Here is a 25,658-nt window from a genome sequence, read left to right as displayed (position 1 = left end):
GTTTGATCGTCTTTCGTTACCTGTCCCGTGAGCTGCTGGTCACCCTGAGCGCGGTCAGTGCGGTGCTGCTCGTGATCATCATGAGCGGTCGTTTCATCAAATATCTGGCGCAGGCGGCGCAAGGCGTGCTCGATCCCGGCGTGCTGCTGATGATCATGGGCTACCGGTTGCCCGGTTTCCTGCAGCTGATCCTCCCGCTGGGGTTGTTTCTCGGCATCCTGCTCGCCTACGGACGGCTCTATCTGGACAGCGAAATGACCGTGCTGTCGGCCACCGGCATGAGCCAGCGTCGCCTGCTCGTCTACAGCCTCGGCCCGGCGACGCTGGTTGCGATGCTGGTTGGCTGGTTGAGCCTGGGCCTGGCACCGCAGGGCGTGGCCGAGGTCGATCGCATTCTCAACGAACAGGATTCGCTGACCGAATTCGACACCCTCGTGCCGGGCCGTTTTCAGACCCTGCGCGACGGCACCCGGGTGACCTATACACGCGAGCTGACCGCCGACAGGACCGAACTGGCCGGTGTGTTCATCTCTGAAACCAATCTTTCCAGCGCCTCGGGCGAGCAGCGCGGGCTGTCGGTGCTGGTTGCCGAGCGTGGTCGGCAGGAAATCCAGCCGGACGGAAGTCGTTATCTGATACTGGAAAACGGTTACCGCTATGACGGCAATCCTGGTCAGGCGAACTATCGGGCGATCCAGTACGACACCTATGGCGTCCTGCTTCCGAAGCCCGAGGTGAGTGTCGAGCTGAGCGAGCGCGAGGCGATGCCTACGCGCGAGTTGCTTGGTAGCGACAATGTCCGCCTGCAGTCCGAGCTGCAGTGGCGCGTCTCCCTGCCGGTGCTGGTGTTCGTCGTGACGCTGCTGGCGGTGCCTTTGTCCCGGGTCAATCCGCGGCAGGGGCGGTTTTTGAAGCTGTTGCCGGCAATCCTTCTCTATATGGCGTATCTGGCGTTGCTGATCGCGGCGCGTGGTTCGCTGGACAAAGGGCGTATCCCTGTTGCGCTCGGCCTGTGGTGGGTGCACGGGCTGTTCTTTGTGCTGGGGTTGCTGTTGATCTACTGGGAACCGCTCCAGTTGGCCTTGCGCCGGCGTCGCGCTGCCGCGGAGGTGGGCCATGCGTAAACTCGATCGTTATATCGGCATCAACGTACTGCTGGCGATCCTTACGGTACTGGGCATCATCGTCGGCCTGGCGCTGCTGTTCGCCTTCATCGACGAACTCGGTGACGTGAAGGGGGGCTACGGCTCGCTGGACGCGGCGCTCTATGTGTTGCTGACCACGCCATCGCGCGTTTACGAAATGCTGCCAATGTCCGCGCTGATCGGCTGTCTGATTGGACTCGGGACACTGGCCAGCAGCAGTGAACTGACCATCATGCGCGCGGCTGGCGTATCGCTGGGGCGCATCGTCGTGGCTGTGATGAAACCGATGCTGGTGTTGATGCTGGTCGGTGTGCTGATCGGTGAGTATGTGGCGCCCTGGAGCGAAAACATCGCCCAGGCAACGCGGGCCTCGGCTCAGGGTGCGGGGGAAGCGCAGAGCAGCAAGCGTGGGCTCTGGCATCGTCAGGGCGACGAGTTTGTCCACATCAATGCGGTGCAGCCCAATGGAACGCTGCTGGGCGTGACCCGCTACCGGTTCGACGACCAGCGCCAGTTGCTATCAGCGAGTTTCGCACGCCGAGCGCTGTATCAGGAGGACCATTGGCAGCTGATCGACCTCTCCACGACGCACTTTCGTGGTGATCACACCGAGGTGGTTCGTGCAGAGGAAGAACGTTGGGACGTGCAGCTGACGCCGCAACTGCTGGGTACGGTCGTCATGGAACCGGATGCGCTGTCGGTCACCGGTCTCTGGCGGTACATCCACTACCTTGGGGAGCAGGGGCTCAACAACAGCCGCTACTGGCTCGCGTTCTGGACCAAGGTGCTGCAGCCGGCCGTTACGGTGGCGTTGGTGCTCCTGGCGATATCCTTCATTTTCGGACCGCTGCGTTCGGTCACGCTGGGCCAGCGCATATTTACGGGGGTCGTTGTCGGTTTCGTGTTCCGGATTCTGCAGGATCTGCTGGGTCCGGCTAGTCAGGTATTCGGCTTCTCACCCTTGTTGGCGGTGGCGGTACCGGCAGCCATTTGCGCCGTGGCTGGCATGATCCTGTTGCGTCGGGCGGGCTGAGGCTGCCCGCTCGGCTCCGGGCAGATCACTTCTTGTGGATGTTCTTCGGTAGCTGAACTACCTGGCTTTCCGAATAGATATCGTGCCAAGTCCGTTTTTGCTTGTCCCAGAGCATCCACCAATAGCCGAGCCCCAACGGCGCCCAGGAAATGATCGCGAGGAGGAAGCGTAGCAACGCCTGCCACAGGTCGATTGCGCTGCCATCGGCGTTCTGAATGCGCACGCCCCAGACCTGCATGCCGAGCGTTTGCCCATTGTGCGTCCAGAACTTCGCGAAGAAGCCGAACAGGGCGAACAGCAGCAGGGTGGACAGAATGGGGTCGATGTCGAGGCCGCCGGCCTCTGCCATGGTCTTCAGCGCGTCCCCGCCGTAGATCGCACGCAGAATGACCTGCTGATAGATCAGGGTCACAACCATCATCAGGGCAATCGACAGAAAGGTGTCGTACAAGAGTGCGGCAAGCCGGCGAATCAGTCCGGCGGCCGGGAATTGTCCCTGGGGCTTGAGCAGGTGGTTGCGCATCAGCTTGTCTCGCGAGAAGGGCGGGCGCGCATTCTACGGAATTGCACGCATTAAAAAGCCCCTGATGTCGCCATCAGGGGCTTTTCGGAGCGGAGGCTTATTCCTGGATTTGAACCTGGTCAGCCTGCATGCCCTTTTGACCTTGCACTGCGATGAAGCTGACTTTCTGGCCTTCTTTCAGGCTCTTGAAGCCGTTGCCTTCGATCGCGCGGAAGTGCACGAACAGATCCGGACCGCTCTCAGGCGTGATGAAACCAAAACCCTTCTCGTCGTTAAACCACTTGACGGTACCGTTCTGACGATTCGACATAGCGCTGTATCCTTGAAACTCAATAGTAGAAACGCCTCTGCAAAGCAGGAGGCGGAGACTGGTTGCAAGGAGTAAAGAGTCGAACGGGATGTAGCAAATCAAAAGGATCTACTGCACCAGGTCACGATTCAACGGCGACCCATGCAAACACAGTGGGCACACTCTACGATAACTCGCCAGGCGATGCCAAGCCCTCGGAGTCATAGAATCTGCCCACTGCAAACCGCGCTTTTCATGCGCGTTTTCATGGATGTTACGAATGTATTCGGTTGTCTTGCGTCGACCGCTTCGCATGGTTTGCCGAAAGGTCGAACGGGGCGGAAGGATGGGCGCACCTTCATTCCGCTCAGGGCCGCTACTGCGCTTGCGACCGTGGCCGAAGACGAGGTCTGTCTCCGGACTTGAGTCATGGTGCCTCGAGAGAGACTCGAACTCTCACGTTGTTACCAACGGCGGATTTTGAATCCGCTGCGTCTACCGATTCCGCCATCGAGGCACAGTGGCGGCGCAGTATAGGGATGCCGCAGGAGCCGGTCAATCGTCTATGTTGGTCAGCGTCCAGGCTTTCCGCTAAGCTTTGCGCCCTCTCTGAACGCCGTGCCGACCACTTGCAATGCTAGTTTCCGATTTTTCCTTTGATCTGCCTGATGAGCTGATCGCTCGGCATCCGCTGGCCGAGCGTCGCGCCAGCCGGCTCCTGGTGCTCGATGGCCCGACCGGCCAGTTGGCTCACCGCGGCTTTGCCGATTTGCTCGACTACCTTCGTCCGGGCGACTTGATGGTCTTCAATAACACCCGGGTCATTCCGGCGAGGCTCTATGGCCAAAAGGCCTCGGGAGGCCGGGTCGAAGTGCTGGTCGAGCGCGTACTGGACGAGCACCGGGTTCTCGCGCACGTGCGTTCGAGCAAGTCGCCCAAGCCGGGCAGCGAGATTTTGATCGATGGAGGTGGGGCGGCAGCGATGCTGGCCCGGCACGATGCGTTGTTCGAACTCGAATTTTCCGAACCGGTCCTGCCGCTGCTCGAGCGGGTTGGGCACATGCCGTTGCCTCCTTATATAGACCGGCCGGACGACACGGCTGATCGTGAACGCTACCAGACCGTCTATGCCGAGCGTGCCGGTGCGGTGGCGGCACCCACTGCCGGACTGCATTTCGATGCGGCGCTGCTCGAGGCCTTGCGCGGCAAAGGAATCGAAACGGCATTCGTGACCTTGCATGTCGGGGCCGGGACCTTCCAGCCGGTGCGAGTCGATCGGATCGAAGAGCATCAGATGCATCGCGAATGGCTCGAAGTGGACCAGGCGGTGGTCGATGCAGTGCTGGCGTGCCGCGCCCGGGGCGGTCGCGTCATCGCGGTGGGCACGACCAGCGTCCGCTCGCTGGAAAGCGCGGCGTGCGACGGCCGTCTTGCCCCCTTTAGCGGAGACACCGATATCTTCATCTACCCGGGCAAGCCGTTCCACGTCGTGGATGCCCTGGTAACCAATTTCCATCTTCCCGAGTCGACCCTGCTGATGCTGGTGTCCGCGTTCGCGGGCTATCGGGAGACCATGGCGGCTTATGCCGAGGCGATCGCCAGCGGCTACCGCTTCTTCAGTTATGGCGATGCCATGTTCATCACGCGCAACCCCGCCGCACGCGGTCCCGAGGATTCCCGATGAGTCGTACCTGTCATATGTCTTTCGAGCTGCTCGCGACCGACGGGAGGGCGCGGCGCGGACGACTCACCTTCCCCCGAGGCACTGTCGAGACCCCGGCGTTCATGCCTGTCGGCACGTACGGCACCGTCAAGGGCATGCTGCCGCGCGACATCGAATCGATCGGTGCCCAGATCATCCTGGGCAACACCTTTCATCTGTGGCTGCGGCCGGGAACGGAGGTGATCAGGGCGCACGGTGACCTGCACGACTTCATGCAGTGGCAGGGGCCAATCCTCACCGATTCGGGTGGCTTCCAGGTGTTCAGTCTGGGTGCGATGCGCAAGATCAAGGAGGAGGGGGTGTATTTCTCCTCGCCCGTGGATGGTGCGAAGGTGTTCATGGGGCCGGAGGAGTCGATGCAGGTGCAGCGGGATCTCGGGTCCGACATCGTGATGATCTTCGACGAGTGCACACCATACCCGGCCGACGAAGACGTCGCGCGCCGCTCGATGGAGTTGTCGCTTCGCTGGGCGAAGCGCTCCAAGGTTGCGCATGGCGACAATCCTGCTGCGCTCTTCGGAATCGTTCAGGGGGGCATGCACGAGTCGCTACGCATGCGCTCGCTGGAGGGGTTGAGCGACATCGGTTTTGACGGCCTGGCGATCGGCGGGCTCTCGGTTGGTGAGCCCAAGGACGAGATGATCCGTGTACTCGACTTCCTGCCGCCAGCGATGCCGGCCGACAAGCCGCGTTATCTGATGGGTGTCGGCAAGCCCGAGGATCTCGTCGAGGGTGTGCGCCGCGGCGTGGACATGTTCGACTGCGTGATGCCGACACGGAACGCACGTAACGGGCATCTGTTCACCGATAGCGGGGTGGTCAAGATCCGCAACGCCACGCACCGTTTCGACGATTCTCCGCTCGATGCCGGCTGCGATTGTTACACCTGCAAACACTTCTCCCGGGCTTATCTGCACCATCTGGACAAGTGTGGCGAAATGCTTGGCAGCATGTTGAATACAATCCACAACCTCAGGCATTACCAGCGGCTCATGGCCGGTTTACGCGACGCTATTCAACAGGGTACATTGGCTGCCTTTGTCGACGCCTTCTATGCCAAGCGCGGTCTGCCAACGCCGCCGCTTGCCTGACGATTCCTATAACTAACTGATCTCTGCAACAGGAGTGCTACATGAGCTTTCTGATTCCCGCCGCCCATGCCCAGGAGGCTGCCGCCGGTCCCGCCGGTAGCGGTTTCGAGTGGCTGTTCCTGGTCGGCTTCCTGGTCATCTTCTATCTGATGATCTGGCGCCCGCAGGCCAAGCGTGCCAAGGAGCACAAGAATCTGATCGGCGGCTTGCAGAAGGGCGACGAGGTCGTGACCTCAGGTGGTATCGCTGGCAAGGTGACCAAGGTGACCGACGATTTCGTGGTGATCGAAGTTTCCGACTCGGTTGAGCTGAAGTTCCAGAAGGTGGCCATTGCCGCAACGCTTCCCAAAGGCACGCTGAAAGCCATCTGAGCTGACTTCTTCTCAATATCAAACGACGGGGCGCGCAAGGCGCCCCGCGTCATTAGACGGGCTGCGTCATGCTCAATAGATTCCCTCTCTGGAAATACCTGCTGATCGTGGTGGTGCTCGGCATCGCCCTGATTTATTCGGCGCCGAACCTGTATCCGGATGATCCGGCCGTTCAGATCACCGGCGCTGCCACCTCATTGAACGTCACCGAAGCCGATCTCGATCGTGCGCGCTCGGCATTAGCCGATGCCGGTATCGAGGTCAAGGCGATGAGCCTGAGCGAAGATGGCCGCGGTGGTTTGTTGCGGCTCGTCGAGCAGGACGATCAGCTGCCCGCGAAAGACGTCGTACGGCGGACCCTGGGCGACGCCTATGTCGTGGCGCTCAACCTGGCGCCGACGACGCCCGAGTGGCTGCGCAACCTGTCCGCCAGCCCGATGAAGCTCGGCCTGGACCTTTCCGGCGGCGTTCACTTCCTGCTTGAAGTCGACATGGACAAAGCCATCGAGACGCGTCTCAACGTCTATGAGGGTGAGGTCAAGACGCTGTTGCGCAAGGAGCGTGTTCGTTACCGCAGCTTGCCGCAGGCCAACAGCGCCGTGCAGCTCGGCTTCGCCGATGCGCAGACCCTGGAGCGCGCCCAGTCGCTGATCCGACAGAATTTCAACGATTTCGACTTGACGACGGTCGAGCGTAACGGTCAGCAAGTGCTACGGCTGGCGCTCACCGAGGCCAAACTGGCCGAGATTCGCGAGTATTCGATCAAGCAGAACCTGACGACGGTGCGCAACCGTGTCAACGAGCTGGGCGTGTCCGAGCCGCTGGTGCAGCGGCAGGGCGCCAACCGCATCGTTGTCGAGCTGCCGGGCGTGCAGGACACCGCCGAAGCCAAGCGGATCCTGGGCAAGACGGCCAATCTGGAGTTTCGCCTGGCCGCCGAACCCGATGCGTCCCGGGCAAGCACCGAGACCTTCGAATTTCGCGAGGAGGGGAGACCGCCCGTTCAGCTCGAGCGCAATCTGATCATCACCGGTGACCAGGTCACCGATGCTCAGGCCAGCTACGATGAAAACGGTCGCCCACAGGTCAACATTCGCCTCGATGGGCATGGTGGTGATCTGATGAACCGTGCCACCCGTACCAATGTCGGGCGCAGCATGGCGGTGATCTTCATCGAGCAGCGTCCGATCACGCGGTACGTCAAGCAGACCGTGGAAGGCGTCGAAAAGGAAGTGCCCATCGAGACCTTCCAGGAAGAAAAGAAGATCATCAGCCTGGCGACCATCCAGTCCGCGCTGGGCAGTCAGTTCCGTATCACCGGCCTCGACGGGCAGGGCGAGTCGTCGGAGCTGGCATTGCTGCTTCGTGCTGGTGGTCTGGCTGCACCGATGTATTTCGCCGAGGAGCGTACAATCGGCCCGAGCCTGGGGGCCGAAAACATCCGGCTAGGTGTCCAGGCAGCGATGTGGGGCTTCCTTTTTGTCGCCTTGTTCATGGTCGTGATTTACAAGTTCTTCGGCATCCTGGCCACCGTTGCCTTGCTGTTCAATATGGTCGTGCTCACGGCGCTGATGTCGCTGCTCGGTGCGACACTCACCTTGCCGGGTATCGCCGGTATCGTGCTGACGATGGGGATGGCGGTGGACGCCAATGTGCTGATCTTCTCGCGGATACGTGAGGAGATCGCCAACGGCATGTCGATCCAGCGCGCCATTCATGAGGGCTTCGATCGCGCCTTCTCGGCCATCGTGGACGGTAACCTGACCACCTTGCTGGTTGGCGGCATCCTGTTCGCGATGGGCACTGGCCCGATCAAGGGCTTCGCTGTCACGCTGTCGCTCGGCATCCTGACGTCCATGTTCACGGCCATCATCGTGACTCGCGCCATGGTCAACCTGATCTATGGCGGCCGCGATCTCAAGAAGTTGTGGATTTAAGGGGCTAGCACGATGAAACGCGTAATCAATTTCATGGGTGTGCGCTACGTGGCCTTTGCCATTACCGTACTGCTTACCCTGGCCTCGCTTGGCAGCCTGGCTGTGAAGGGGCTGAATTTCGGGCTGGACTTCACTGGCGGTACCCTGATCGAGCTGTCATACGAACAGCCGGTCTCATTGGATCAGGTGCGAGGGCAGCTGGCTCGCTCCGGATTCAACAGCGCGGTTGTGCAGAGCTTCGGCGCCACGACTGACGTGCTGGTGCGGATGCCCGGCGATGATCCCTTGTTGGGTGAGCGGATCGCTGAGGCGCTGAGAGGTGACGAGACGGCGGGTAGGATCACCGTCAAGCGCGTCGAGTTTGTCGGGCCGGCAGTGGGTGAGGAGCTTCGTGATCAGGGCGGTCTCGGTATGCTTCTGGCGCTGGGTGGAATCCTGGTTTACGTCGCCTTTCGCTTTCAGTGGAAGTTCGCACTTGGCGCCGTCCTCTCGCTGTTCCATGACGTCGTTCTGGTGCTGGGCGTTTTTTCGTTGTTCCAGATATCGTTCGATCTGACGGTGCTGGCCGCCGTGCTCGCCGTTATCGGTTATTCGCTTAATGACACCATCGTCATCTTCGATCGAATCCGGGAAAACTTCCGAGTGTTGCGCAAGGCGGAGTTGATCGAGAACATCAATATCTCGACGACCCAGACGCTGCTTCGCACGTTGGCGACTTCGGTATCGACCTTGCTTGCCGTCGGTGCGCTGATGGCGTTCGGAGGGGAAAACCTGTGGGGCTTCTCGCTGGCGCTGCTTGTAGGGGTCGGTGCAGGCACTTACTCGTCCGTTTACGTGGCAGGCATGCTGCTGACCTGGCTGAATCTTACCCGCGATGACCTGATTCCGCCGGTGGTCGAAGAGGTCGACGAACGCCCCTGATCGGTATATCCGAACTTCCGCGGTGCCGGGCGGTCAAATCCGCCGCAGTCGGGCCTGGCCCGTCGGAAGGAGGATGTATCAGTGAACAAATCGATGCTGATAGGTGCCATCGTGGGGGCGATTGTCGCCACCGCTGGTGGGGCATTTGCGACCTACGCACTGGTAGACCGCGGCCCTGCGTTCGCCAGTGTGGTCTCGGTTGACCCGATCAAGGAAACCATCAAGACGCCTCGTGAGGTCTGCAAAGAGGTGAGCGTGACTCGCCAGCGGCCGGTGCAGGACGCGAATCGTATCGCGGGAACGGCGGTTGGGGCGGTTGTTGGAGGCTTGCTGGGCAATCAGGTCGGTGGCGGCAGTGGCAAGAAGATCGCTACCGTGGCCGGCGCAGTCGGTGGCGGCTACGCCGGCAACAAAGTCCAGGCGCGGATGCAGGCCAACGATACCTATACGACCACCGAGACACGGTGCGATACCGTAACCGATGTGCAGGACAAAGTGGTCGGCTACGACGTCAAGTACGACATCGATGGGAAGGTTGGGCGTGTCCGGATGGATCGCGACCCGGGCGCGCAGATCCCGCTCCGTGACGGCGAGCTGGTACTGACCCAGGCGCAGTGAGCGAAGTGAGCACAAAAAAACGCCCGACTCGGGCGTTTTTTTTGGCGCGTTCGATACGATTCAGCGTTTCAGGCTGGGCGTAAGGTGCGGCTGGATGGCGGTCAAGACGGCCTTGAAGCACTTGGTGTTGCCGGCCACGATCTGCCCTTTTTCCAGGAATTCGTGGCTGCCGCTGAAGTCACTCACGAGGCCGCCGGCCTCCTGGATCAGCAGGGCGCCCGCAGCCATGTCCCACTCGGAAAGCCCGAATTCCCAGAAGGCGTCGTAGCGCCCGGCGGCCACGTACGCCAGGTCGAGGCTGGCAGCGCCGGCGCGACGGAGTCCGGCAGTCTGGCCCACGAGGCTGCGAAACATGTTCAGGTAGCTGTCGAGATTTTCCATCTGGCCGTCTCGGAACGGAAAGCCCGTGCCGAGCAGTGCGCCTTCGAGGCTCTTGCGGCTGCCCACGCGCAGCCGACGCCCGTTGAGTGCGGCGCCGCGGCCCCGACTGGCCGTGAACTCCTCCTGGCGGACCGGGTCGAGCACGACGGCATGCTCGAGACGACCACGGTATTTGCAGGCAATGCTCACAGCATAGTGAGGAACGCCACGCAGGAAGTTGGTCGTACCGTCGAGCGGGTCGATGACCCAGAGGTAGTCGGCGCCATCGCCGCTGCCTTCGAGCAGTCCACCTTCCTCGCCGAGGATGCCGTGGTTCGGATACGCCTTGCGCAGCGCCGTGACGATTAGCTGTTCAGCGGTCCTGTCGACCTCGGATACATAATCGCGCGCATCCTTTTCGCTGACCGAGATCACGTCCAGGCGCTCGGTGGAACGGACAATCATCTCGCCGGCGCTACGGGCGGCACGCAGCGCGATATTCAGCATGGGCTGCATCGGACAAATACCTGGTCGTTTAAAGAAAGCCGGCGATTCTAGCAGAAAGCGCGGCAAGGTGGAGTGGGTGCGCGATCCCGTCGCTCAATGGCGAAGTTCCTGGCGCTTACGGTAAGCTTCCGCTTTGCTTTCGCGGACGAAAAAGCTGTGTCGCTTGAGAACATTCGTGTAGTGCTGGTCAATACCAGTCATCCCGGCAACATCGGCGGCGCTGCGCGGGCCATGAAGAACATGGGCCTGTCGCGGTTGTATCTGGTCGATCCGGAAGATTTCCCCAGCTCTGAGGCAGTTGCGCGAGCCTCGGGCGCGGCCGATATTCTCGACGCCGCCGTTGTGGTGCCGACACTCGAAGAAGCGCTGATCGGGTGCAGTGTCGCCATGGGCACGAGCGCGAGGGATCGGCGTATTCCTTGGCCGCTGCTCGATCCTCGTGAATCTGGCTCGGTGTGTATGGAGCAGGCGGGGCAGGGGGCTGAAGTGGCGCTCGTGTTCGGTCGCGAATATGCCGGTCTGACCAACGACGAGCTGCAGCGCTGCCACTATCACGTGCACATCCCGTCCAATCCGGATTTCAGTTCGCTGAACCTGGCAGCTGCCGTGCAGGTGCTGACCTATGAGGTGCGGATGGCATGGCTCGCCACGAGCGGCCAGCCAACCAAGCAGGAAAAACTCGAAACCACCTCGATGCTCAACGCCCAGCCGGTGACCGCCGACGAGTTGGAGCACTATTACGCTCACCTCCAGCAGACTCTCGTGGATATCGGCTTTCTCGATCCGAACCGGCCCCGGCACCTGATGCCGCGGCTACGCCGTCTCTACGGGCGCAGCGGCATCAGCAAGCTCGAGATGAATATCCTGCGCGGTATTCTCACCGAAACCCAGAAGGCCGTTCGCGGCGAACCTCACAAGCGGAGATCAGATTGATGTTCGAGCGCATGCGCGAAGATATCCAGAGCGTGTTTCATCGCGATCCGGCGGCGCGTAACGCTTTCGAGGTGGTCACTTGTTATCCGGGGCTTCATGCGGTGTGGTTTCATCGCGTGTCCCATTGGCTTTGGGTGAACGATTGCAAATGGCTCGCGCGCATGAATTCGAACCTGGCGCGCTGGCTAACCGGTATCGAGATTCATCCCGGGGCGCAGATTGGGCGACGCTTCTTCATCGATCACGGCATGGGTGTCGTGATCGGCGAAACGGCGCAGATCGGCGATGACGTCACCCTTTATCACGGTGTCACGCTAGGCGGCACCAGTTGGAACAAGGGCAAGCGCCACCCTACGCTCGAGGACGGTGTCATCGTCGGGGCGGGCGCGAAGATTCTCGGCCCTTTCACCGTTGGAGCGGGTGCCAAGGTTGGCTCCAATGCAGTGGTGACGCGTGCGGTTCCGGCAGGCGCTACCGCGGTCGGCATACCTGGGCGCGTTATTGCCAAGCTCAGTGACGAGCAGGAGGCCAAGCGCAAGGCTATTGCCGAGAAGATCGGCTTCGATGCCTACGGCGTGACCGAGGACATGCCTGATCCCGTTGCGAGAGCAATAGGCCAACTCCTCGATCACGTCCAAGCGGTCGAGGAGCGCATGGAGGGCATGTGCGAAGCGCTCAAGGCGCTCGGCAGCGACTATTGCGCCAAGAAGATGCCCGAGCTGCGTGAGGAAGACTTCGAGCAGGTGAAGAGCGGTGGCGATGAGGCGCGCCACTGAGATGCCGTTGGGTTTCGTGGCTGGTATGATCCGTCGGCTCGATAAGGGTGTCAGCTCGAATGTCCGAGTGAATTGATCGGGCTTATAGTTGATCTAAATACTCGGGTATTGCATACTTGCGCCAAACCATGATGCTTGGTGCAAGCCGATGCGATTGACAACCAAAGGCCGTTACGCCGTTACCGCCATGCTCGATCTCGCGCTTCACGCGCAGCACGGGCCGGTGTCGCTTGCCGATATTTCCGAACGGCAGGGCATCTCCCTCTCCTACCTCGAGCAGCTGTTCGCGAAGCTGCGTCGCGGTAACCTCGTGACCAGCGTTCGCGGCCCTGGTGGGGGATATCAGCTGTCCCGAGAGATGGGTGGAATCCAGGTGGCGCAGGTGATCGACGCGGTCAACGAGTCCGTCGATGCCACGCGTTGCCAGGGGCTGGGTGACTGTCACTCGGGCGATACCTGCCTGACCCACCATCTCTGGTGTGACCTCAGTCAGCAGATTCACGAGTTCCTCAGCGGTATAAGTCTGGCGGACCTGGTGATGCGCCGGGAGGTGCAGGAGGTTGCATTGCGCCAGGATATGCGCCGCGCCAAGGGGCATGCTCCGCAACTGGATAAGATCGAAGCGTCCGCCGTCGAATGAGCAGGACGACTGCCTGATAGGAGATACCTGATGAAATTGCCGATTTACCTGGATTACTCCGCTACCACGCCGGTCGATCCTCGCGTAGCCGAAAAAATGGTCGAATGCCTGACCGCCGAGGGCAACTTCGGTAACCCGGCTTCGCGCTCCCATGCCTTTGGTTGGAAGGCGGAGGAAGCGGTGGAGAACGCCCGTCGACAGGTCGCGGAGCTGGTCAATGCCGACCCTCGCGAGATCGTCTGGACATCCGGTGCGACCGAGTCCGATAACCTTGCCATCAAGGGCGTCGCGCATTTCTACGCGTCCAAGGGCAAGCACATCATTACCAGCAAGATCGAACACAAGGCGGTTCTGGATACCACGCGTCAGCTCGAGCGCGAAGGGTTTGAGGTGACTTATCTCGAACCGGGCGAGGACGGCATCATCACGCCAGCTATGGTCGAGGCCGCTTTGCGAGACGACACTGTCCTAGTGTCCATCATGCATGTAAACAACGAGATAGGCACAATCAACGATATCGCGGCGATTGGCGAGCTCACCCGCTCACGCGGTGTGCTTTTCCATGTCGATGCAGCGCAGTCGACTGGCAAGGTCGAGATCGACTTGGAGAAGATGAAGGTCGATCTGATGTCCTTTTCGGCTCACAAGACTTATGGCCCGAAAGGTGTGGGCGCGCTTTATGTCCGTCGCAAGCCGCGTGTACGCCTCGAAGCCCAGATGCACGGCGGCGGACATGAGCGCGGCATGCGCTCCGGGACGCTTGCAGCGCATCAGTCGGTGGGTATGGGCGAAGCCTTCCGTATCGCCAAGGTAGAGATGGCTGCCGAGAACGAGCGTATCCGCGCGTTGCGGGACCGCTTCTTCAAGCAGGTCGAGCACCTTGAGGAGCTTTACGTCAACGGCAGCATGACCTCTCGCGTACCGCACAACCTGAATCTCAGCTTCAACTACGTCGAAGGCGAATCGCTGATCATGGCGTTGAAAGACCTGGCCGTATCTTCCGGCTCGGCTTGTACGTCGGCGTCGCTCGAGCCTTCGTACGTACTGCGTGCGCTCGGCCGTAACGATGAGCTCGCGCACAGCTCGATTCGCTTTACCTTCGGCCGCTTCACCACTGAAGAAGAGGTCGACTACGCCGCGCAGAAAGTCAGCGAGGCGGTCACCAAGTTGCGAGAGCTTTCGCCCTTGTGGGACATGTTCAAAGACGGCGTCGACATCTCGAAGGTCGAGTGGGCTGCCCACTGAACCGTCGAACTCCCGCTCAGCCTGATTCAACGAGGATTGCACCATGGCATACAGTGATAAGGTCATTGACCACTACGAGAATCCGCGGAACGTTGGCAAATTCGATGCCGAAGATCCATCCATCGGTACCGGCATGGTCGGAGCCCCGGCGTGCGGCGACGTGATGCGGCTGCAGATCAAGGTCAACGAGCAAGGCATCATCGAAGATGCGAAGTTCAAGACCTATGGTTGTGGCTCGGCGATCGCGTCCAGTTCCTTGGCCACCGAATGGATGAAGGGCAAGACGCTCGAAGAAGCCGAAACCATCAAGAACACCCAGCTCGCCGAAGAGCTCGCGCTGCCGCCGGTGAAGATTCACTGCTCGGTGCTGGCCGAGGATGCTATCAAGGCCGCCGTTCGCGACTACCGCGCGAAGAAAGGGCTGCCGCAGGCCTAAGGAGGTATCGATGGCAATCAGCATGACCACGGCTGCCGCGAATCATGTCCGGCGCTCGCTGGAAGGGCGCGGGAAGGGGATGGGCATCCGATTGGGTGTGCGCACCACTGGCTGTTCCGGTCTGGCCTACGTGCTCGAGTTCGTTGACGAGGCGGCTGCCGAGGATGCGGTTTTCGAGAACCATGGCGTCAAGGTGATCATCGATCCGAAAAGCCTCGTGTATCTCGACGGAACCGAACTCGATTTCGTGCGCGAAGGGTTGAACGAAGGGTTCAAGTTCAACAACCCCAACGTGCGCGGCGAGTGTGGTTGCGGCGAAAGCTTCAATATCTGAGGTTGCCGTGGGAAATCCCTGTCACTACGCGCTGTTCGAGCTGCAACCCGCGTTCGATCTCGATCTGGATAAGCTTTCGGTGCGCTATCGCGAGATGGCCCGCAAGGTTCATCCCGATCGGTTCGCCGATGGGGATGAGGCAGAGCAACGCCGCGCCGTCGAGCAGTCGGCCAATCTCAACGAGGCCTATCAGACGCTCAGAAGTCCGTCGCGCCGTGCGCGTTACTTGCTGACCCTGCGCGGCCGGGAAATGCCGCTGGAAGCGACGGTGCAGGATCCGTCGTTTCTCATGCAGCAGATGCAATGGCGAGAAGAACTCGAGTCACTGCAGGACGAGGCTGATCTCGATGGCGTCATCACGTTCAAGGCTCGCCTCAAACGTGCACAGCAGTCCGTCAATGACTCGTTTTCCCGGATATGGGAAGACGACTCGCAGCGCGAGGAGGCGGAGCGCCTGGTGCGCCGCATGCAGTTCCTGGACAAGCTCTCGCAGGAAGTGCGCCAGCTCGAAGAGCGCCTCGACGAATAACCACGCGTAGCCATCGCGCTACGCCCGAAATAAGACAGACATGGCCTTACTCCAAATAGCTGAGCCCGGACAAAGCCCGAAACCCCACCAGCGACGCCTAGCGGTAGGTATCGACCTCGGGACCACCAACTCGCTCGTGGCCGCACTGCGCAGTGGTATTACTGAGCCGTTGGCCGATGTTGACGGCGAAGTCATCCTGCCGTCGGCGGTTCGTTACCATGCCGATCATGTCGAGGTCGGCAGGGCTGCCAGGGAAGCGTCGGCATCCGACCCCCTGAACACCATCGTATCGGTCAAGCGGTTGATGGGACGGGGTATTGGCGATGTGAAGCAGCTCGGCGTGCAGTTGCCATACCGCTTCGTAGAGGGGCAGTCGCAGATGCCCTTCATCGAGACGGTGCAGGGCGCCAAGAGCCCGGTGGAAATATCGGCTGAAATCTTGCGGGCATTGCGTGAGCGCGCCGAGGCGGCGCTTGGTGGCGAACTGGTGGGTGCTGTGATCACGGTGCCGGCCTACTTCGACGATGCGCAGCGCCAAGCCACCAAGGACGCCGCGCGGCTGGCGAACCTGAACGTCCTGCGGTTGCTGAATGAGCCGACCGCCGCGGCGGTCGCTTACGGATTGGATCGCCAGGCCGAAGGCGTCGTGGCGATCTATGATCTGGGCGGCGGTACCTTCGACATTTCCATCCTTCGCCTGACCAAGGGTGTCTTCGAGGTGCTTGCCACCGGCGGGGATACCGCTCTGGGCGGCGATGACTTCGACCATGCCGTGGCCGGGTGGCTGCTGGCGCAGGCCGGCAGGTCCGAGGACCTCGATCCGGGCGCTCAGCGAGAGGTGTTGCGCATTGCCTGCGATGCCAAGGAAGCGCTGAGCGAGTGCGAGTCGGTGGACATCCGATACGGCGCCTGGCAAGGCATGCTGACGCGCACGATCTTCAATGAGTTGATCGACCCGTTGGTCATACGCAGTCTGAAAGCCTGTCGGCGCGCGTTGCGCGATTCGTCGGTCGAGCTCGAAGACGTGGGAGCGGTCGTCATGGTTGGCGGCTCGACGCGAGTGCCTCGGGTTCGAGAACTCGTCGGTGAGATGTTCGGTCGACAGCCGATGACGGACATCGATCCCGATCAGGTTGTGGCGATCGGTGCCGCCATCCAGGCTGAAACGCTGGCCGGTAACAACCGTGACGGCGAAGAATTGCTGCTCCTTGATGTCATTCCGTTATCGCTCGGGCTGGAGACCATGGGTGGGCTCATGGAGAAGATCATCCCGCGCAATACGACCATCCCCGTCGCGCGTGCGCAGGACTTCACTACCTACAAGGATGGCCAGACGGCGATGATGATCCATGTGCTCCAAGGAGAGCGCGAGCTGATCGCGGATTGCCGATCCCTGGCCCGCTTCGAGTTGCGTGGCATTCCACCTATGGTGGCCGGGGCGGCAAAGATTCGCGTCACCTTCCAGGTCGACGCCGACGGTCTGCTCAGCGTCTCTGCTCGTGAGACCGCGTCGGGCGTCGAGTCGAGCATCCAGGTCAAGCCGTCCTACGGACTTACCGACGGTGAAATTGCCCGCATGCTGGAGGATTCATTCGACAAGGCCGGCCAGGACAAGGCTGCCCGCGCCTTGCGTGAACAACTGGTCGACGCGCAGCGGCTGATCGAAGCGGTCGAAGGTGCCCTGGATGCCGATGGCGATCGCCTGCTCAGCGAGGAAGAGCGAGTTGCGATTCAGGCGCAGGTCGAGGCCTTGCGTGGATTGATGGACAGCCAGGACGGTGTCGCCATCGAGCGCGAGGTCAAGCGGCTGAGCCAGATTACCGATGCCTTCGCCGCGCGCCGGCTGGACTCCACCGTCAAGGCCGCGCTGGCCGGGCGGCGGCTCAACGATATCGAGGAATGACCTTAATGCCGCAGATTGTTTTCCTGCCCCACGTCGACCATTGCCCGGAAGGGGCTGTAGTCGAAGCAGAGCCAGGCGAGACGGTGCTTGACGCCGCACTACGCAATGGCATCGACATCGAGCACGCCTGCGAAAAATCGTGCGCCTGCACCACATGCCACGTCGTGATTCGCGAGGGCTTCGGCTCGCTCGAGGCATCTGACGAACTCGAGGATGACATGCTCGACAAGGCGTGGGGGCTGGAGCCCACGTCCCGCTTGTCCTGCCAGGCAGTCGTCGCCGACAGTGATCTGGTGGTCGAAATACCCAAGTACACCATCAACCAGGTTTCCGAAGGCCATTGAAGGCGAGGTGTCCGATGTCGCTCAAGTGGGGTGATGTACTTGACATTGCAATCGAGCTGGCCGAAAGCAAGCCGGATATCGATCCGCGCTACGTGAACTTTGTCGAACTGCACCGCTGGATCGTGGAGTTGCCGACGTTTTCCGACGATCCGCAGCGTGGCGGGGAGAAGGTGCTCGAGGCCATACAGGCGGCCTGGATCGACGAGGTCCAGTGAGTCGCGGCGCAGCCGCATTCCCTGTCGCGCAGGTCAGCGCAGTCTGGCGACGCCCTTATATTCTTAATCCGAACCCGCGTATAATCCGCGGGTTTACTCGTTAGCTTTAACCCCTCAGTTTTGGAGTCCTACATGGCCCTGCAACGCACCTTCTCCATCATCAAGCCTGACGCTGTCGCCAAGAATGTGATCGGCGAAATCACCACCCGTTTCGAAAAGGCTGGCCTGCGCGTCGTCGCTTCCAAGATGGTCCAGTTGTCCGAGCGTGAAGCCGCCGGTTTCTACGCCGAGCACAGCGAGCGTGGCTTCTTCAAGGACCTGGTAGCCTTCATGACCTCCGGCCCGGTCATCGTCCAGGTTCTGGAAGGCGAAGACGCCATCGCCAAGAACCGCGAACTGATGGGTGCCACCAACCCGAAAGAAGCGGCTCCGGGTACCATCCGTGCCGATTTTGCCGTCTCCATCGACGAGAACGCGGTGCATGGCTCCGACTCCGAGGCGTCCGCCGCGCGTGAAATCGCCTACTTCTTCGCGTCCACCGAAGTGTGCGCACGCATTCGCTGATCAGGCGAAGGTGAATCCAGATGAATGCATCGACCGGTAAGGTAAATCTGCTGGGCCTGACCCAGCCGCAGATGGAAGGCTTCTTTGATTCAATAGGGGAGAAGCGCTTTCGTGCCGGTCAGGTCATGAAGTGGATTCACCACTTTGGCGTCGACGATTTCGACGCCATGACCAACCTTGGCAAAGCCCTGCGCGAAAAGCTCAAGGAATCTGCCGAAATTCGCGGGCCGGAAATCGTCAGTGAAGACATTTCCACCGACGGCACGCGCAAGTGGGTCGTGCGCGTGGCCTCGGGCAGCTGTGTCGAAACGGTCTATATACCCCAAGGCGGACGCGGTACGTTGTGCGTGTCTTCCCAGGCAGGTTGCGCGCTGGACTGCAGTTTCTGCTCCACCGGCAAGCAAGGTTTCAACAGCAATCTCACCGCCGCCGAAGTGATCGGTCAGGTGTGGATCGCTAACAAGTCATTCGGCACTGTCCCGGCCAAGATCGATCGAGCCATCACCAATGTGGTGATGATGGGGATGGGGGAGCCGCTACTGAATTTCGACAATGTCGTCTCTGCCATGCAGATCATGATGGACGACCTTGGTTACGGCATCTCCAAACGCAAGGTCACCCTGTCGACGTCGGGCGTAGTGCCGATGATCGACGAACTCAGCAAGGTGATCGACGTATCCCTTGCGCTTTCGCTGCACGCACCGAACGATGCGCTGCGCGACCAGCTCGTTCCGATCAACAAGAAGTACCCGCTCGACATGCTGCTGGCTGCTTGTCAGCGGTACATCTCGAACCTGGGTGAAAAGCGTGTGCTGACGATCGAGTACACGCTGCTCAAAGGCATCAACGACCAGCCCGAGCATGCCGAGGAACTGGTGGCGTTGCTTGCCGACATTCCCTGCAAGATCAACCTGATCCCGTTCAACCCTTTCCCGCATTCCGGATATGAGCGGCCGAGCAACAATGCCATCCGCCGTTTTCAGGACATGCTGCATAAAGCCGGGCACAATGTGACGGTGCGTACCACCCGGGGCGAGGACATCGATGCGGCCTGCGGCCAGCTGGTCGGGCAGGTAATGGATCGTACACGCCGAAGCGAGCGCTATATCGCCGTGCGTGAGTTGCAATCCGAGCCAGGTACGGCAACCGTTGCCACGAACCGATCCTGAGGGGGATGTTGATGATTCTGCGCGTCGCGCTGCTGTTGCTTTTTGCTGGCCTGGCGGCCGGTTGCGTTTCTTCCGGCTCCGTCGATCCGATGCGTACGTCCGAGGGGCGCAACGAGGCGCGTGACGCCTACATCCAACTGGGCATCGGCTACCTGCAGCAGGGTGAGGCCGCTCGCGCCAAGAACCCGTTGCGCAAAGCCCTCGAGCTAGATCCGAACAGCGCTGATGCACACGCCGCGCTGGCGCTCGTATTCCAGACGGAAATGGAAAACAAGCTCGCCGACGAGCACTACCGGAAGGCGCTCGCCAGTCACCGTGATGCGCGCATCTTGAATAATTACGGCAGCTTTCTGTTCGAGCAGAAGCGCTATGACGAAGCGCTGCAGCGCTTCAGTCAGGCCGCGGAAGATAACCTCTACCCGGAACGCTCGCGGGTATTCCAGAACATGGGCATGACCGCCTTGCAACTGGGGCAGCGCGAGCAGGCGGAAACCTATTTCACCCGTGCCTTGCGCCTCGACAGCCGCCAACCTCGCGCCTTGCTGGAGCTGGCGATGCTGGCCTATGAGGACAAACAATACGTTCCGGCCAAGCGTTACTACGACAGCTTCAGTCGTCTGTCCGAGCAGAATGCCCGCAGCCTTCTGCTGGGGATTCGCCTGGCCAACATTCACCAGGACCGTGATCACGCCGCCAGCCTTGCGCTGCAACTCAAGCGGCTGTATCCCGGGACCGCTGAATACCAACAGTTTGTATCGGAGCAACGATGACAGCGCCACAATCCGAAGCCGCTTCCTCGACGCTTGCCAATCCCGGCGAAACGCTTCGTGCTGCGCGCGAAAGCAAGAACTGGTCGCTTTCTTCGGTGGCTCAGCAACTCAATCTGTCCGAGCGCTCGCTGACCCAGATCGAGGCGGGTGATTTCAGTCAGTTGCCGGGCCACACCTTCGCGCGTGGTTATGTTCGGGCCTATGCCAAGTTGCTGGGGCTCGACCAGGCGCGACTTGTGCAGCAGTTCGATCAGCATACGGGCACCGACGCGACGGGAAGTCGCGTCAATAGCCTGGGCTATATCGATCAGCCAGTTCGCCTTTCGCGCAGCATGGTTCGCTTTTTCACCTTCCTACTGACCATCGTGATCGCGGTCGGCGCGTTTCTGTGGTGGCAGGACCGTACGGCCCGGAACGACGCGGGACGTTCGGTATCCGCGATCGAGCGGATCGAAGTGGAGGCCGCTGACGGGACCACCGAGATCCATCTCCTGGATCGAGCGGAAGAGCCAGCCGAGGCACCCGCGATCGAGGTATCGCCGGACTCGTCAGCGCTCGATGCGAGCGAGGAGCCTGCTGCACCTGCGCAAGATCAGCCCAGCTCTGAAGTACTGCCGGAAAGCCCCGCCGACGCAACGCCCGAACGCCTGACCGAGCCGGAGGCCGCCGAGCCGACGACACCGGCGACCAGCCCCACTGCACCGGCCGAAACGCCTGACGCCGGCGATACGGTCTCGGCGGCCGAACAGCCGGCGGAACCGGCAGAGCCGGCGCTGGCGGCAGGTGAGGGACGCTTGAACCTGGTCTACACCGCTGATTGCTGGACTCGAGTAACCGATGCCGATGGCCAGGTGCTTTACAGTGCGCTGGCGCGCGCCGGAACAAGCCGTACGGTGGTGGGCAAGACGCCTCTGGACCTGCACTTGGGCTTTGCCTCTGGTGCCGAGGTCCGCTTCAACGGCGACGTGGTCGATCTTTCAGGCAAAACACGTGGCGAAACCGCCCGCATCAAGCTCGGACAGTAACCATGCATAGTGAGTCTCCCATCAAACGACGGCTTTCGCGCAAGATCTGGGTCGGTAACGTCCCGGTTGGCGGCGATGCGCCGATCGCCGTGCAGAGCATGACCAATACCGAGACCTGCGACGTCGAGGCGACCGTTGCGCAGATTCAGCGGCTGCAAGATGCCGGTGCGGACATCGTCCGGGTTTCGGTGCCTTCGATGGACGCGGCGGAAGCCTTTGGCAAGATCAAGCAGCGTGTTGGACTGCCGCTCGTCGCTGACATCCATTTCGATTACCAGATTGCATTGCGAGTAGCCGAACTCGGAGTCGATTGCCTGCGTATCAATCCCGGCAATATCGGACGCGAGGACCGCGTTCGTGCGGTGGTCGAAGCGGCCCGTGACCGGGGCATCCCGATCCGTATCGGCGTGAATGCGGGCTCGCTGGAAAAGGACCTGCAGAAGAAGTACGGCGAGCCGACGCCCGAAGCGCTGGTCGAATCCGCGCTACGCCATGTCGAGCATCTGGACAGGCTGAACTTCCCGGATTTCAAGGTCAGCGTGAAAGCGTCCGATGTGTTCATGGCTGTCGCGGCCTACCGCCTGCTTGCCGACAAGATCGAGCAGCCGCTGCACCTGGGTATCACCGAGGCCGGCGGCTTGCGTTCCGGTACGGTCAAGTCCGCGGTCGGCTTGGGCATGCTGCTGGCCGAAGGCATCGGCGATACCATCCGTATCTCGCTCGCCGCCGATCCGGTGGAAGAAATCAAGGTCGGGTTCGACATACTCAAGTCATTGCGTTTGCGCTCGCGTGGCATCAACTTCATCGCCTGCCCGAGTTGTTCGCGGCAAAACTTCGATGTCGTGAAGACGATGAACGATCTGGAAGGCCGTCTGGACGACCTGCTCGTGCCGATGGACGTCGCGGTCATCGGTTGCGTCGTCAACGGCCCCGGCGAAGCCAAGGAAGCCCACATCGGGCTGACCGGTGGTACGCCGAACAACCTCGTCTACATCGATGGCAAACCGGCGCAGAAGCTCAGCAACGAGAATCTCGTGGACGAACTGGAACAGCTGATTCGTCGCAAGGCGGCGGAAAAGTCCGAGGCCGATGCCGCGCTGATCTTGCGCAGCTGATAAGGAACGAAATTGAGCAAGTCCCTGCAAGCCATTCGCGGCATGAACGACATTCTGCCGCAACAGACGCCAGTCTGGCGCTATCTAGAAACGACCTTTGCCCGATTGCTCGAGGCCTATGGCTACAGCGAGATCCGCCTGCCGATTCTGGAGTTCACCGATTTGTTCGCGCGTGGTATCGGTGAGGGCACCGATGTCGTCGACAAGGAGATGTACACCTTTCTGGATCGCAACGAAGAGTCGCTGACGCTTCGCCCCGAGGGCACAGCCGGTTGCGTGCGGGCCGTGCTCGAACACGGTATGACTGGCGGCGGGCAGGTCCAGAAACTGTGGTACAGCGGGCCGATGTTCCGCTACGAGAAGCCGCAGAAGGGGCGTTATCGCCAGTTCCATCAGATCGGCGTGGAAGTATTCAATCAACCCGGTCCGGATATCGACGCCGAGCTGATCGTTCTGACAGCGCGCCTCTGGAAACAGCTGGGTTTTGCCAATGCCGTGACACTGCAGCTCAACAGCCTGGGCTCGAGCGAGGCGCGAGCGCGTTATCGGGACGCTCTAGTGGCTTATCTGCAGCAACACTTCGAGCAGCTGGATGAAGACAGCCAGCGGCGCCTGACTACCAATCCATTGCGTATTCTCGACAGCAAAAATGCACAGACCCAGGCCTTGCTGATCGACGCGCCGACCCTGCACGAGTACCTGGACGACGAATCCCGTGAGCACTTCGAAGGGCTGAAGGCCCGTCTGGACGCGGCGGGCATCGCCTACGAGATCAATCCCAAGCTGGTGCGCGGGCTTGATTATTACGGACGAACCGTATTCGAGTGGGTCACCGACAAGCTGGGCGCGCAAGGTACCGTCTGCGCCGGTGGCCGTTACGATGGCCTGGTGACCCAGTTCGGCGGCAAGCCGACCGCGGGTGTTGGCTTCGCCATGGGTATCGAACGGCTGGTTCTGCTGATCGAGACGCTGGGCCTCGTTCCGTCCGAGCTGAATCCACCGGCGCACGCATACATCTGCGCGTTCGGCGAGGCAGCCGAGCTCGCCGCGCTGGCGCTGGCCGAGCGGCTAAGGGACGAACTGCCTGGCTTGAGGTTGCTGGTTAATGCCGGTGGCGGCAGCTTCAAGAGCCAGTTCAAGAAGGCTGACAAGAGCGGGGCGCGCTACGCCCTGATTCTTGGAGAGGACGAGTTGGCCGAGCGCATGGTAGGTTGCAAGCCGCTACGCGACGACACCGAACAACAAAGTATTGCCTGGGATGCTCTGGCTGAGCGTCTGGCTGCCTGCCTGGCCTGATTGGCAGGCCTGAAACCGCGAATTGAAAGGAGTAACGGAGTGACCTCGGGCTCAGATGAAGAACAACTGGCGGCGATCAAGGACTGGTGGCAGCGTAACGGCATGCCGTTGCTGCTGGGCGCCGTACTGGCATTGGTCTTGGTGTTTGGCTGGCAGTTCTGGCAGAAGCATCAGCTCAATCAGGCACAGAATGCTTCCGCCGTCTATCAGCAGCTGCTCAATGCCGCGCTTGAGGAAGGGGAGGTGGACATTGCCGAAGTGTCACGTCTCGGCAACGTTCTGAAGAGCGACTTCGCCGGTACGCATTATGCGCAATACGGCAGCCTGTTCGTTGCAAAGGTGGCGGTGGAAACCGGTCGGCTGGACGAGGCTGCCGCTGAGTTGCAGGCCATCGTCGACAAGCCGGCTGACAAGACCCTTGATGAACTGGCTCGCCAGCGTCTGGCACGCGTGATGGCTGCACAGGACAAGGCCGAGGAAGGGCTCGCATTGCTCGACGGCCAAGCGCCCGAGGCGTTCACGGCCAGCCGCGAAGAGCTTCGTGGAGACCTGCTTGTACAGCTGGGACGGAACGATGAGGCCCATGCGGCCTATTCGAAGGCCAAGGAGGCGCTTTCGCAGGACGCCGCGATCGGCGGCTTGCAGCTGAAACTGGACGATCTGGCTCGTGGAGAGGCGTGAACTGATGCGTTGGAAAACAGCCGCGCTGCTATCGCTGGCCATTCTGGCTGCCGGTTGCAGCAGCAATGATACAAAGGAACCCGAGCCTGCCGAGTTGGTGAAGTTCGATGCGGAAGTCGAACTCAAGACCGAATGGAGCCGCTCGATCGGCGATGGGCAGGGTGAGACATACAACCTACTGACGCCGGCCGTCTATGGTGACGAGATTTTCGCCGCGGACAACGAGGGTTTGATCGTCGCGATGGACCGGCTGACCGGCAAGGTCAACTGGAAAAAAGACCTGGACGTGCCGGTGTCGGGCGGCGTCGGTGCCGGTTACGGGTTGATCCTCGTCGGTACCCTTCGGGGTGAGGTGATCGCGCTTGACGTATCCAATGGCGAGGAGCGCTGGCGCAGTCAGGTGGGCAGCGAGGTGCTGTCTGCTCCGGCTGTGAACGGAGACGTGGTGGCCGTGCAGACCCAGGACGACCGTGTGCTGGCGCTGGAGATCGATACGGGTACGCAGCGCTGGAGCTATGAAAGCTCGCCAGCTGTCCTCACGCTTCGCGGCACTAGTGCGCCGCTGTTGACCAATCAGCTGGTTGTGGCCGGGTTGTCCACGGGTAAGGTTGTTGCGCTCGACACCCGTGGAGGACTGCCGGTCTGGGAACAGCGCATCGCCATTCCTCAGGGACGTTCCGAGCTCGAACGCGTTGTGGATATCGACGGCGGCCTGCTGCTGTCGGGCGGCACGCTCTACGTGGCGAGCTTCCAGGGCCGCGCTGCAGCGCTGGAACTGGAAAGCGGACGTATTCTCTGGCAACGCGATGCGTCCACCTCGGCCGGCGTCGCGTTGGGCTACGGTAGCGTGTACGTGAGCCAGGCCGACGGTACCGTGCTGGGTATCGACGAGCGCTCTACCACCGTGCTGTGGAGCAACGATTCGCTGGCCCGTCGAGGTCTGTCGGGGCCGGAAGTGTTCTCGAGCTATGTGACGGTCGGCGACAAGGAAGGCTATCTGCATCTGCTCAGCCAGGTCGACGGCCGTTTCGTGGCACGGACCCGCATCGACAGCGATGGTCTACGGGTCAGCCCTGTCGCTGAGGGCGATTGGTTATACGTCTTTGGAAATGGCGGCAAGCTCGTTGCGCTGACCATTCGCCAGGCGGACTGAACAAGCGACGCC

Annotated in this window: 29 protein-coding genes and 1 tRNA gene; 26 read left to right on the top strand and 4 right to left on the bottom strand. The window is 61.1% G+C overall.

Annotated features, from left to right (window positions below; translation table 11 throughout):
• Positions 1-2: 2 nt before the first annotated feature.
• Together lptF and lptG are read left to right on the top strand one after the other, a co-directional pair.
• Positions 3-1,124, top strand: coding sequence for an LPS export ABC transporter permease LptF (gene lptF / locus MST27_RS12215; RefSeq protein ID WP_243606213.1), 1,122 nt, complete (start codon positions 3-5; stop codon positions 1,122-1,124).
• Positions 1,117-2,178: an LPS export ABC transporter permease LptG gene (gene lptG / locus MST27_RS12210; RefSeq protein WP_243606212.1), complete on the top strand. Its 1,062-nt coding sequence runs from the start codon at positions 1,117-1,119 to the stop codon at positions 2,176-2,178. The genes lptF and lptG overlap by 8 nt, the downstream gene beginning before the upstream one ends.
• Before the next feature lie 25 nt (positions 2,179-2,203).
• On the opposite strand, the gene MST27_RS12205 is transcribed toward lptG, so the two are convergent.
• From MST27_RS12205 to MST27_RS12195, 3 genes are all read right to left on the bottom strand, one after another.
• On the bottom strand, positions 2,204-2,701 hold the full coding sequence (locus tag MST27_RS12205) for an RDD family protein (RefSeq protein WP_243606211.1): 498 nt from the start codon (positions 2,699-2,701) through the stop codon (positions 2,204-2,206).
• A gap of 97 nt (positions 2,702-2,798) precedes the next feature.
• The gene (locus MST27_RS12200; RefSeq protein WP_014853413.1) at positions 2,799-3,011 is read right to left on the bottom strand and encodes a cold-shock protein; all 213 of its coding nucleotides are present in this window, start codon (positions 3,009-3,011) and stop codon (positions 2,799-2,801) included.
• A 409-nt stretch (positions 3,012-3,420) separates the two neighbouring features.
• A tRNA-Leu gene (locus MST27_RS12195) sits at positions 3,421-3,507 on the bottom strand.
• Between the two features lie 117 nt (positions 3,508-3,624).
• Here MST27_RS12195 and queA point away from each other — a divergent pair.
• The 6 genes from queA (at position 3,625) to MST27_RS12165 (ending at position 9,651) form a co-directional block, all read left to right on the top strand.
• Complete coding sequence (gene queA / locus MST27_RS12190; protein WP_243606210.1) at positions 3,625-4,674, top strand: tRNA preQ1(34) S-adenosylmethionine ribosyltransferase-isomerase QueA; 1,050 nt, start codon at positions 3,625-3,627, stop codon at positions 4,672-4,674.
• Between the two features lie 14 nt (positions 4,675-4,688).
• Positions 4,689-5,804: a tRNA guanosine(34) transglycosylase Tgt gene (gene tgt / locus MST27_RS12185; RefSeq protein WP_243606364.1), complete on the top strand. Its 1,116-nt coding sequence runs from the start codon at positions 4,689-4,691 to the stop codon at positions 5,802-5,804.
• A gap of 41 nt (positions 5,805-5,845) precedes the next feature.
• Positions 5,846-6,175: a preprotein translocase subunit YajC gene (gene yajC / locus MST27_RS12180; protein ID WP_243606209.1), complete on the top strand. Its 330-nt coding sequence runs from the start codon at positions 5,846-5,848 to the stop codon at positions 6,173-6,175.
• A 68-nt stretch (positions 6,176-6,243) separates the two neighbouring features.
• On the top strand, positions 6,244-8,112 hold the full coding sequence (secD, locus tag MST27_RS12175; RefSeq protein WP_243606208.1) for a protein translocase subunit SecD: 1,869 nt from the start codon (positions 6,244-6,246) through the stop codon (positions 8,110-8,112).
• A gap of 12 nt (positions 8,113-8,124) precedes the next feature.
• Positions 8,125-9,033: a protein translocase subunit SecF gene (gene secF, locus MST27_RS12170; RefSeq protein WP_243606207.1), complete on the top strand. Its 909-nt coding sequence runs from the start codon at positions 8,125-8,127 to the stop codon at positions 9,031-9,033.
• Between the two features lie 81 nt (positions 9,034-9,114).
• Positions 9,115-9,651: a glycine zipper 2TM domain-containing protein gene (locus tag MST27_RS12165; protein ID WP_243606206.1), complete on the top strand. Its 537-nt coding sequence runs from the start codon at positions 9,115-9,117 to the stop codon at positions 9,649-9,651.
• A 60-nt stretch (positions 9,652-9,711) separates the two neighbouring features.
• Here MST27_RS12165 and suhB read toward each other — a convergent pair whose 3' ends face one another.
• The gene (suhB, locus tag MST27_RS12160; RefSeq protein WP_243606205.1) at positions 9,712-10,527 is read right to left on the bottom strand and encodes an inositol monophosphatase family protein; all 816 of its coding nucleotides are present in this window, start codon (positions 10,525-10,527) and stop codon (positions 9,712-9,714) included.
• 87 nt (positions 10,528-10,614) lie between these two features.
• Between suhB and trmJ the strand changes: the two genes are divergently transcribed.
• The 18 genes from trmJ to bamB all read left to right on the top strand — a co-directional run bounded on the left by trmJ (position 10,615) and on the right by bamB (position 25,646).
• Positions 10,615-11,451, top strand: a complete 837-nt coding sequence (gene trmJ / locus MST27_RS12155; RefSeq protein ID WP_243606204.1) for a tRNA (cytosine(32)/uridine(32)-2'-O)-methyltransferase TrmJ — start codon at positions 10,615-10,617, stop codon at positions 11,449-11,451.
• Entirely contained in the window at positions 11,451-12,227 is a 777-nt protein-coding gene (cysE, locus tag MST27_RS12150; RefSeq protein WP_243606203.1) for a serine O-acetyltransferase, read from the top strand. The genes trmJ and cysE overlap by 1 nt, the downstream gene beginning before the upstream one ends.
• Positions 12,228-12,375: 148 nt before the next feature.
• Positions 12,376-12,867, top strand: coding sequence for a Fe-S cluster assembly transcriptional regulator IscR (iscR, locus tag MST27_RS12145; protein ID WP_243606202.1), 492 nt, complete (start codon positions 12,376-12,378; stop codon positions 12,865-12,867).
• A gap of 30 nt (positions 12,868-12,897) precedes the next feature.
• Positions 12,898-14,112, top strand: a complete 1,215-nt coding sequence (locus tag MST27_RS12140) for an IscS subfamily cysteine desulfurase (RefSeq protein WP_243606201.1) — start codon at positions 12,898-12,900, stop codon at positions 14,110-14,112.
• A gap of 43 nt (positions 14,113-14,155) precedes the next feature.
• Positions 14,156-14,548, top strand: a complete 393-nt coding sequence (gene iscU / locus MST27_RS12135) for a Fe-S cluster assembly scaffold IscU (RefSeq protein ID WP_243606200.1) — start codon at positions 14,156-14,158, stop codon at positions 14,546-14,548.
• 10 nt (positions 14,549-14,558) lie between these two features.
• Positions 14,559-14,882 (top strand): iron-sulfur cluster assembly protein IscA, encoded by a 324-nt coding sequence (gene iscA, locus MST27_RS12130; RefSeq protein ID WP_243606199.1) that lies wholly within the window; start codon positions 14,559-14,561, stop codon positions 14,880-14,882.
• A gap of 7 nt (positions 14,883-14,889) precedes the next feature.
• Positions 14,890-15,411 carry a co-chaperone HscB gene (gene hscB, locus MST27_RS12125; RefSeq protein WP_243606198.1) on the top strand — a complete coding sequence of 174 codons (522 nt, stop codon included), beginning with the start codon at positions 14,890-14,892 and terminating at the stop codon, positions 15,409-15,411.
• Positions 15,412-15,451: 40 nt separating this feature from the next.
• On the top strand, positions 15,452-17,314 hold the full coding sequence (gene hscA / locus MST27_RS12120; RefSeq protein WP_243606197.1) for a Fe-S protein assembly chaperone HscA: 1,863 nt from the start codon (positions 15,452-15,454) through the stop codon (positions 17,312-17,314).
• Between the two features lie 5 nt (positions 17,315-17,319).
• A complete protein-coding gene (fdx, locus tag MST27_RS12115) occupies positions 17,320-17,658 on the top strand; it encodes an ISC system 2Fe-2S type ferredoxin (RefSeq protein ID WP_243606196.1) in 339 nt (112 codons plus the stop codon).
• Positions 17,659-17,672: 14 nt separating this feature from the next.
• A complete protein-coding gene (gene iscX, locus MST27_RS12110; RefSeq protein WP_243606195.1) occupies positions 17,673-17,873 on the top strand; it encodes a Fe-S cluster assembly protein IscX in 201 nt (66 codons plus the stop codon).
• A 132-nt stretch (positions 17,874-18,005) separates the two neighbouring features.
• Entirely contained in the window at positions 18,006-18,437 is a 432-nt protein-coding gene (gene ndk, locus MST27_RS12105; RefSeq protein WP_243606194.1) for a nucleoside-diphosphate kinase, read from the top strand.
• Positions 18,438-18,457: 20 nt separating this feature from the next.
• Positions 18,458-19,606 (top strand): dual-specificity RNA methyltransferase RlmN, encoded by a 1,149-nt coding sequence (gene rlmN, locus MST27_RS12100; protein ID WP_243606193.1) that lies wholly within the window; start codon positions 18,458-18,460, stop codon positions 19,604-19,606.
• Positions 19,607-19,617: 11 nt separating this feature from the next.
• Positions 19,618-20,376, top strand: a complete 759-nt coding sequence (gene pilW, locus MST27_RS12095; protein ID WP_243606192.1) for a type IV pilus biogenesis/stability protein PilW — start codon at positions 19,618-19,620, stop codon at positions 20,374-20,376.
• Positions 20,373-21,401, top strand: coding sequence for a RodZ domain-containing protein (locus MST27_RS12090; protein ID WP_243606191.1), 1,029 nt, complete (start codon positions 20,373-20,375; stop codon positions 21,399-21,401). Before pilW ends, MST27_RS12090 begins: the two co-directional genes overlap by 4 nt.
• Positions 21,402-21,403: 2 nt before the next feature.
• Positions 21,404-22,516 (top strand): flavodoxin-dependent (E)-4-hydroxy-3-methylbut-2-enyl-diphosphate synthase, encoded by a 1,113-nt coding sequence (gene ispG, locus MST27_RS12085; RefSeq protein ID WP_243606190.1) that lies wholly within the window; start codon positions 21,404-21,406, stop codon positions 22,514-22,516.
• A 12-nt stretch (positions 22,517-22,528) separates the two neighbouring features.
• Positions 22,529-23,812, top strand: a complete 1,284-nt coding sequence (gene hisS / locus MST27_RS12080) for a histidine--tRNA ligase (RefSeq protein WP_243606189.1) — start codon at positions 22,529-22,531, stop codon at positions 23,810-23,812.
• Between the two features lie 39 nt (positions 23,813-23,851).
• Positions 23,852-24,493, top strand: coding sequence for a tetratricopeptide repeat protein (locus MST27_RS12075; protein WP_243606188.1), 642 nt, complete (start codon positions 23,852-23,854; stop codon positions 24,491-24,493).
• Between the two features lie 4 nt (positions 24,494-24,497).
• On the top strand, positions 24,498-25,646 hold the full coding sequence (bamB, locus tag MST27_RS12070; protein WP_243606187.1) for an outer membrane protein assembly factor BamB: 1,149 nt from the start codon (positions 24,498-24,500) through the stop codon (positions 25,644-25,646).
• The last annotated feature ends 12 nt before the right edge of the window (positions 25,647-25,658 follow it).

Origin of the sequence: Stutzerimonas marianensis (genome assembly GCF_022810315.1) — a bacterium.
Lineage (GTDB): Bacteria > Pseudomonadota > Gammaproteobacteria > Pseudomonadales > Pseudomonadaceae > Stutzerimonas > Stutzerimonas marianensis.
Note: the sequence above shows the minus strand (reverse complement) of the source record. Positions and strands in the feature narration are given on the sequence as shown.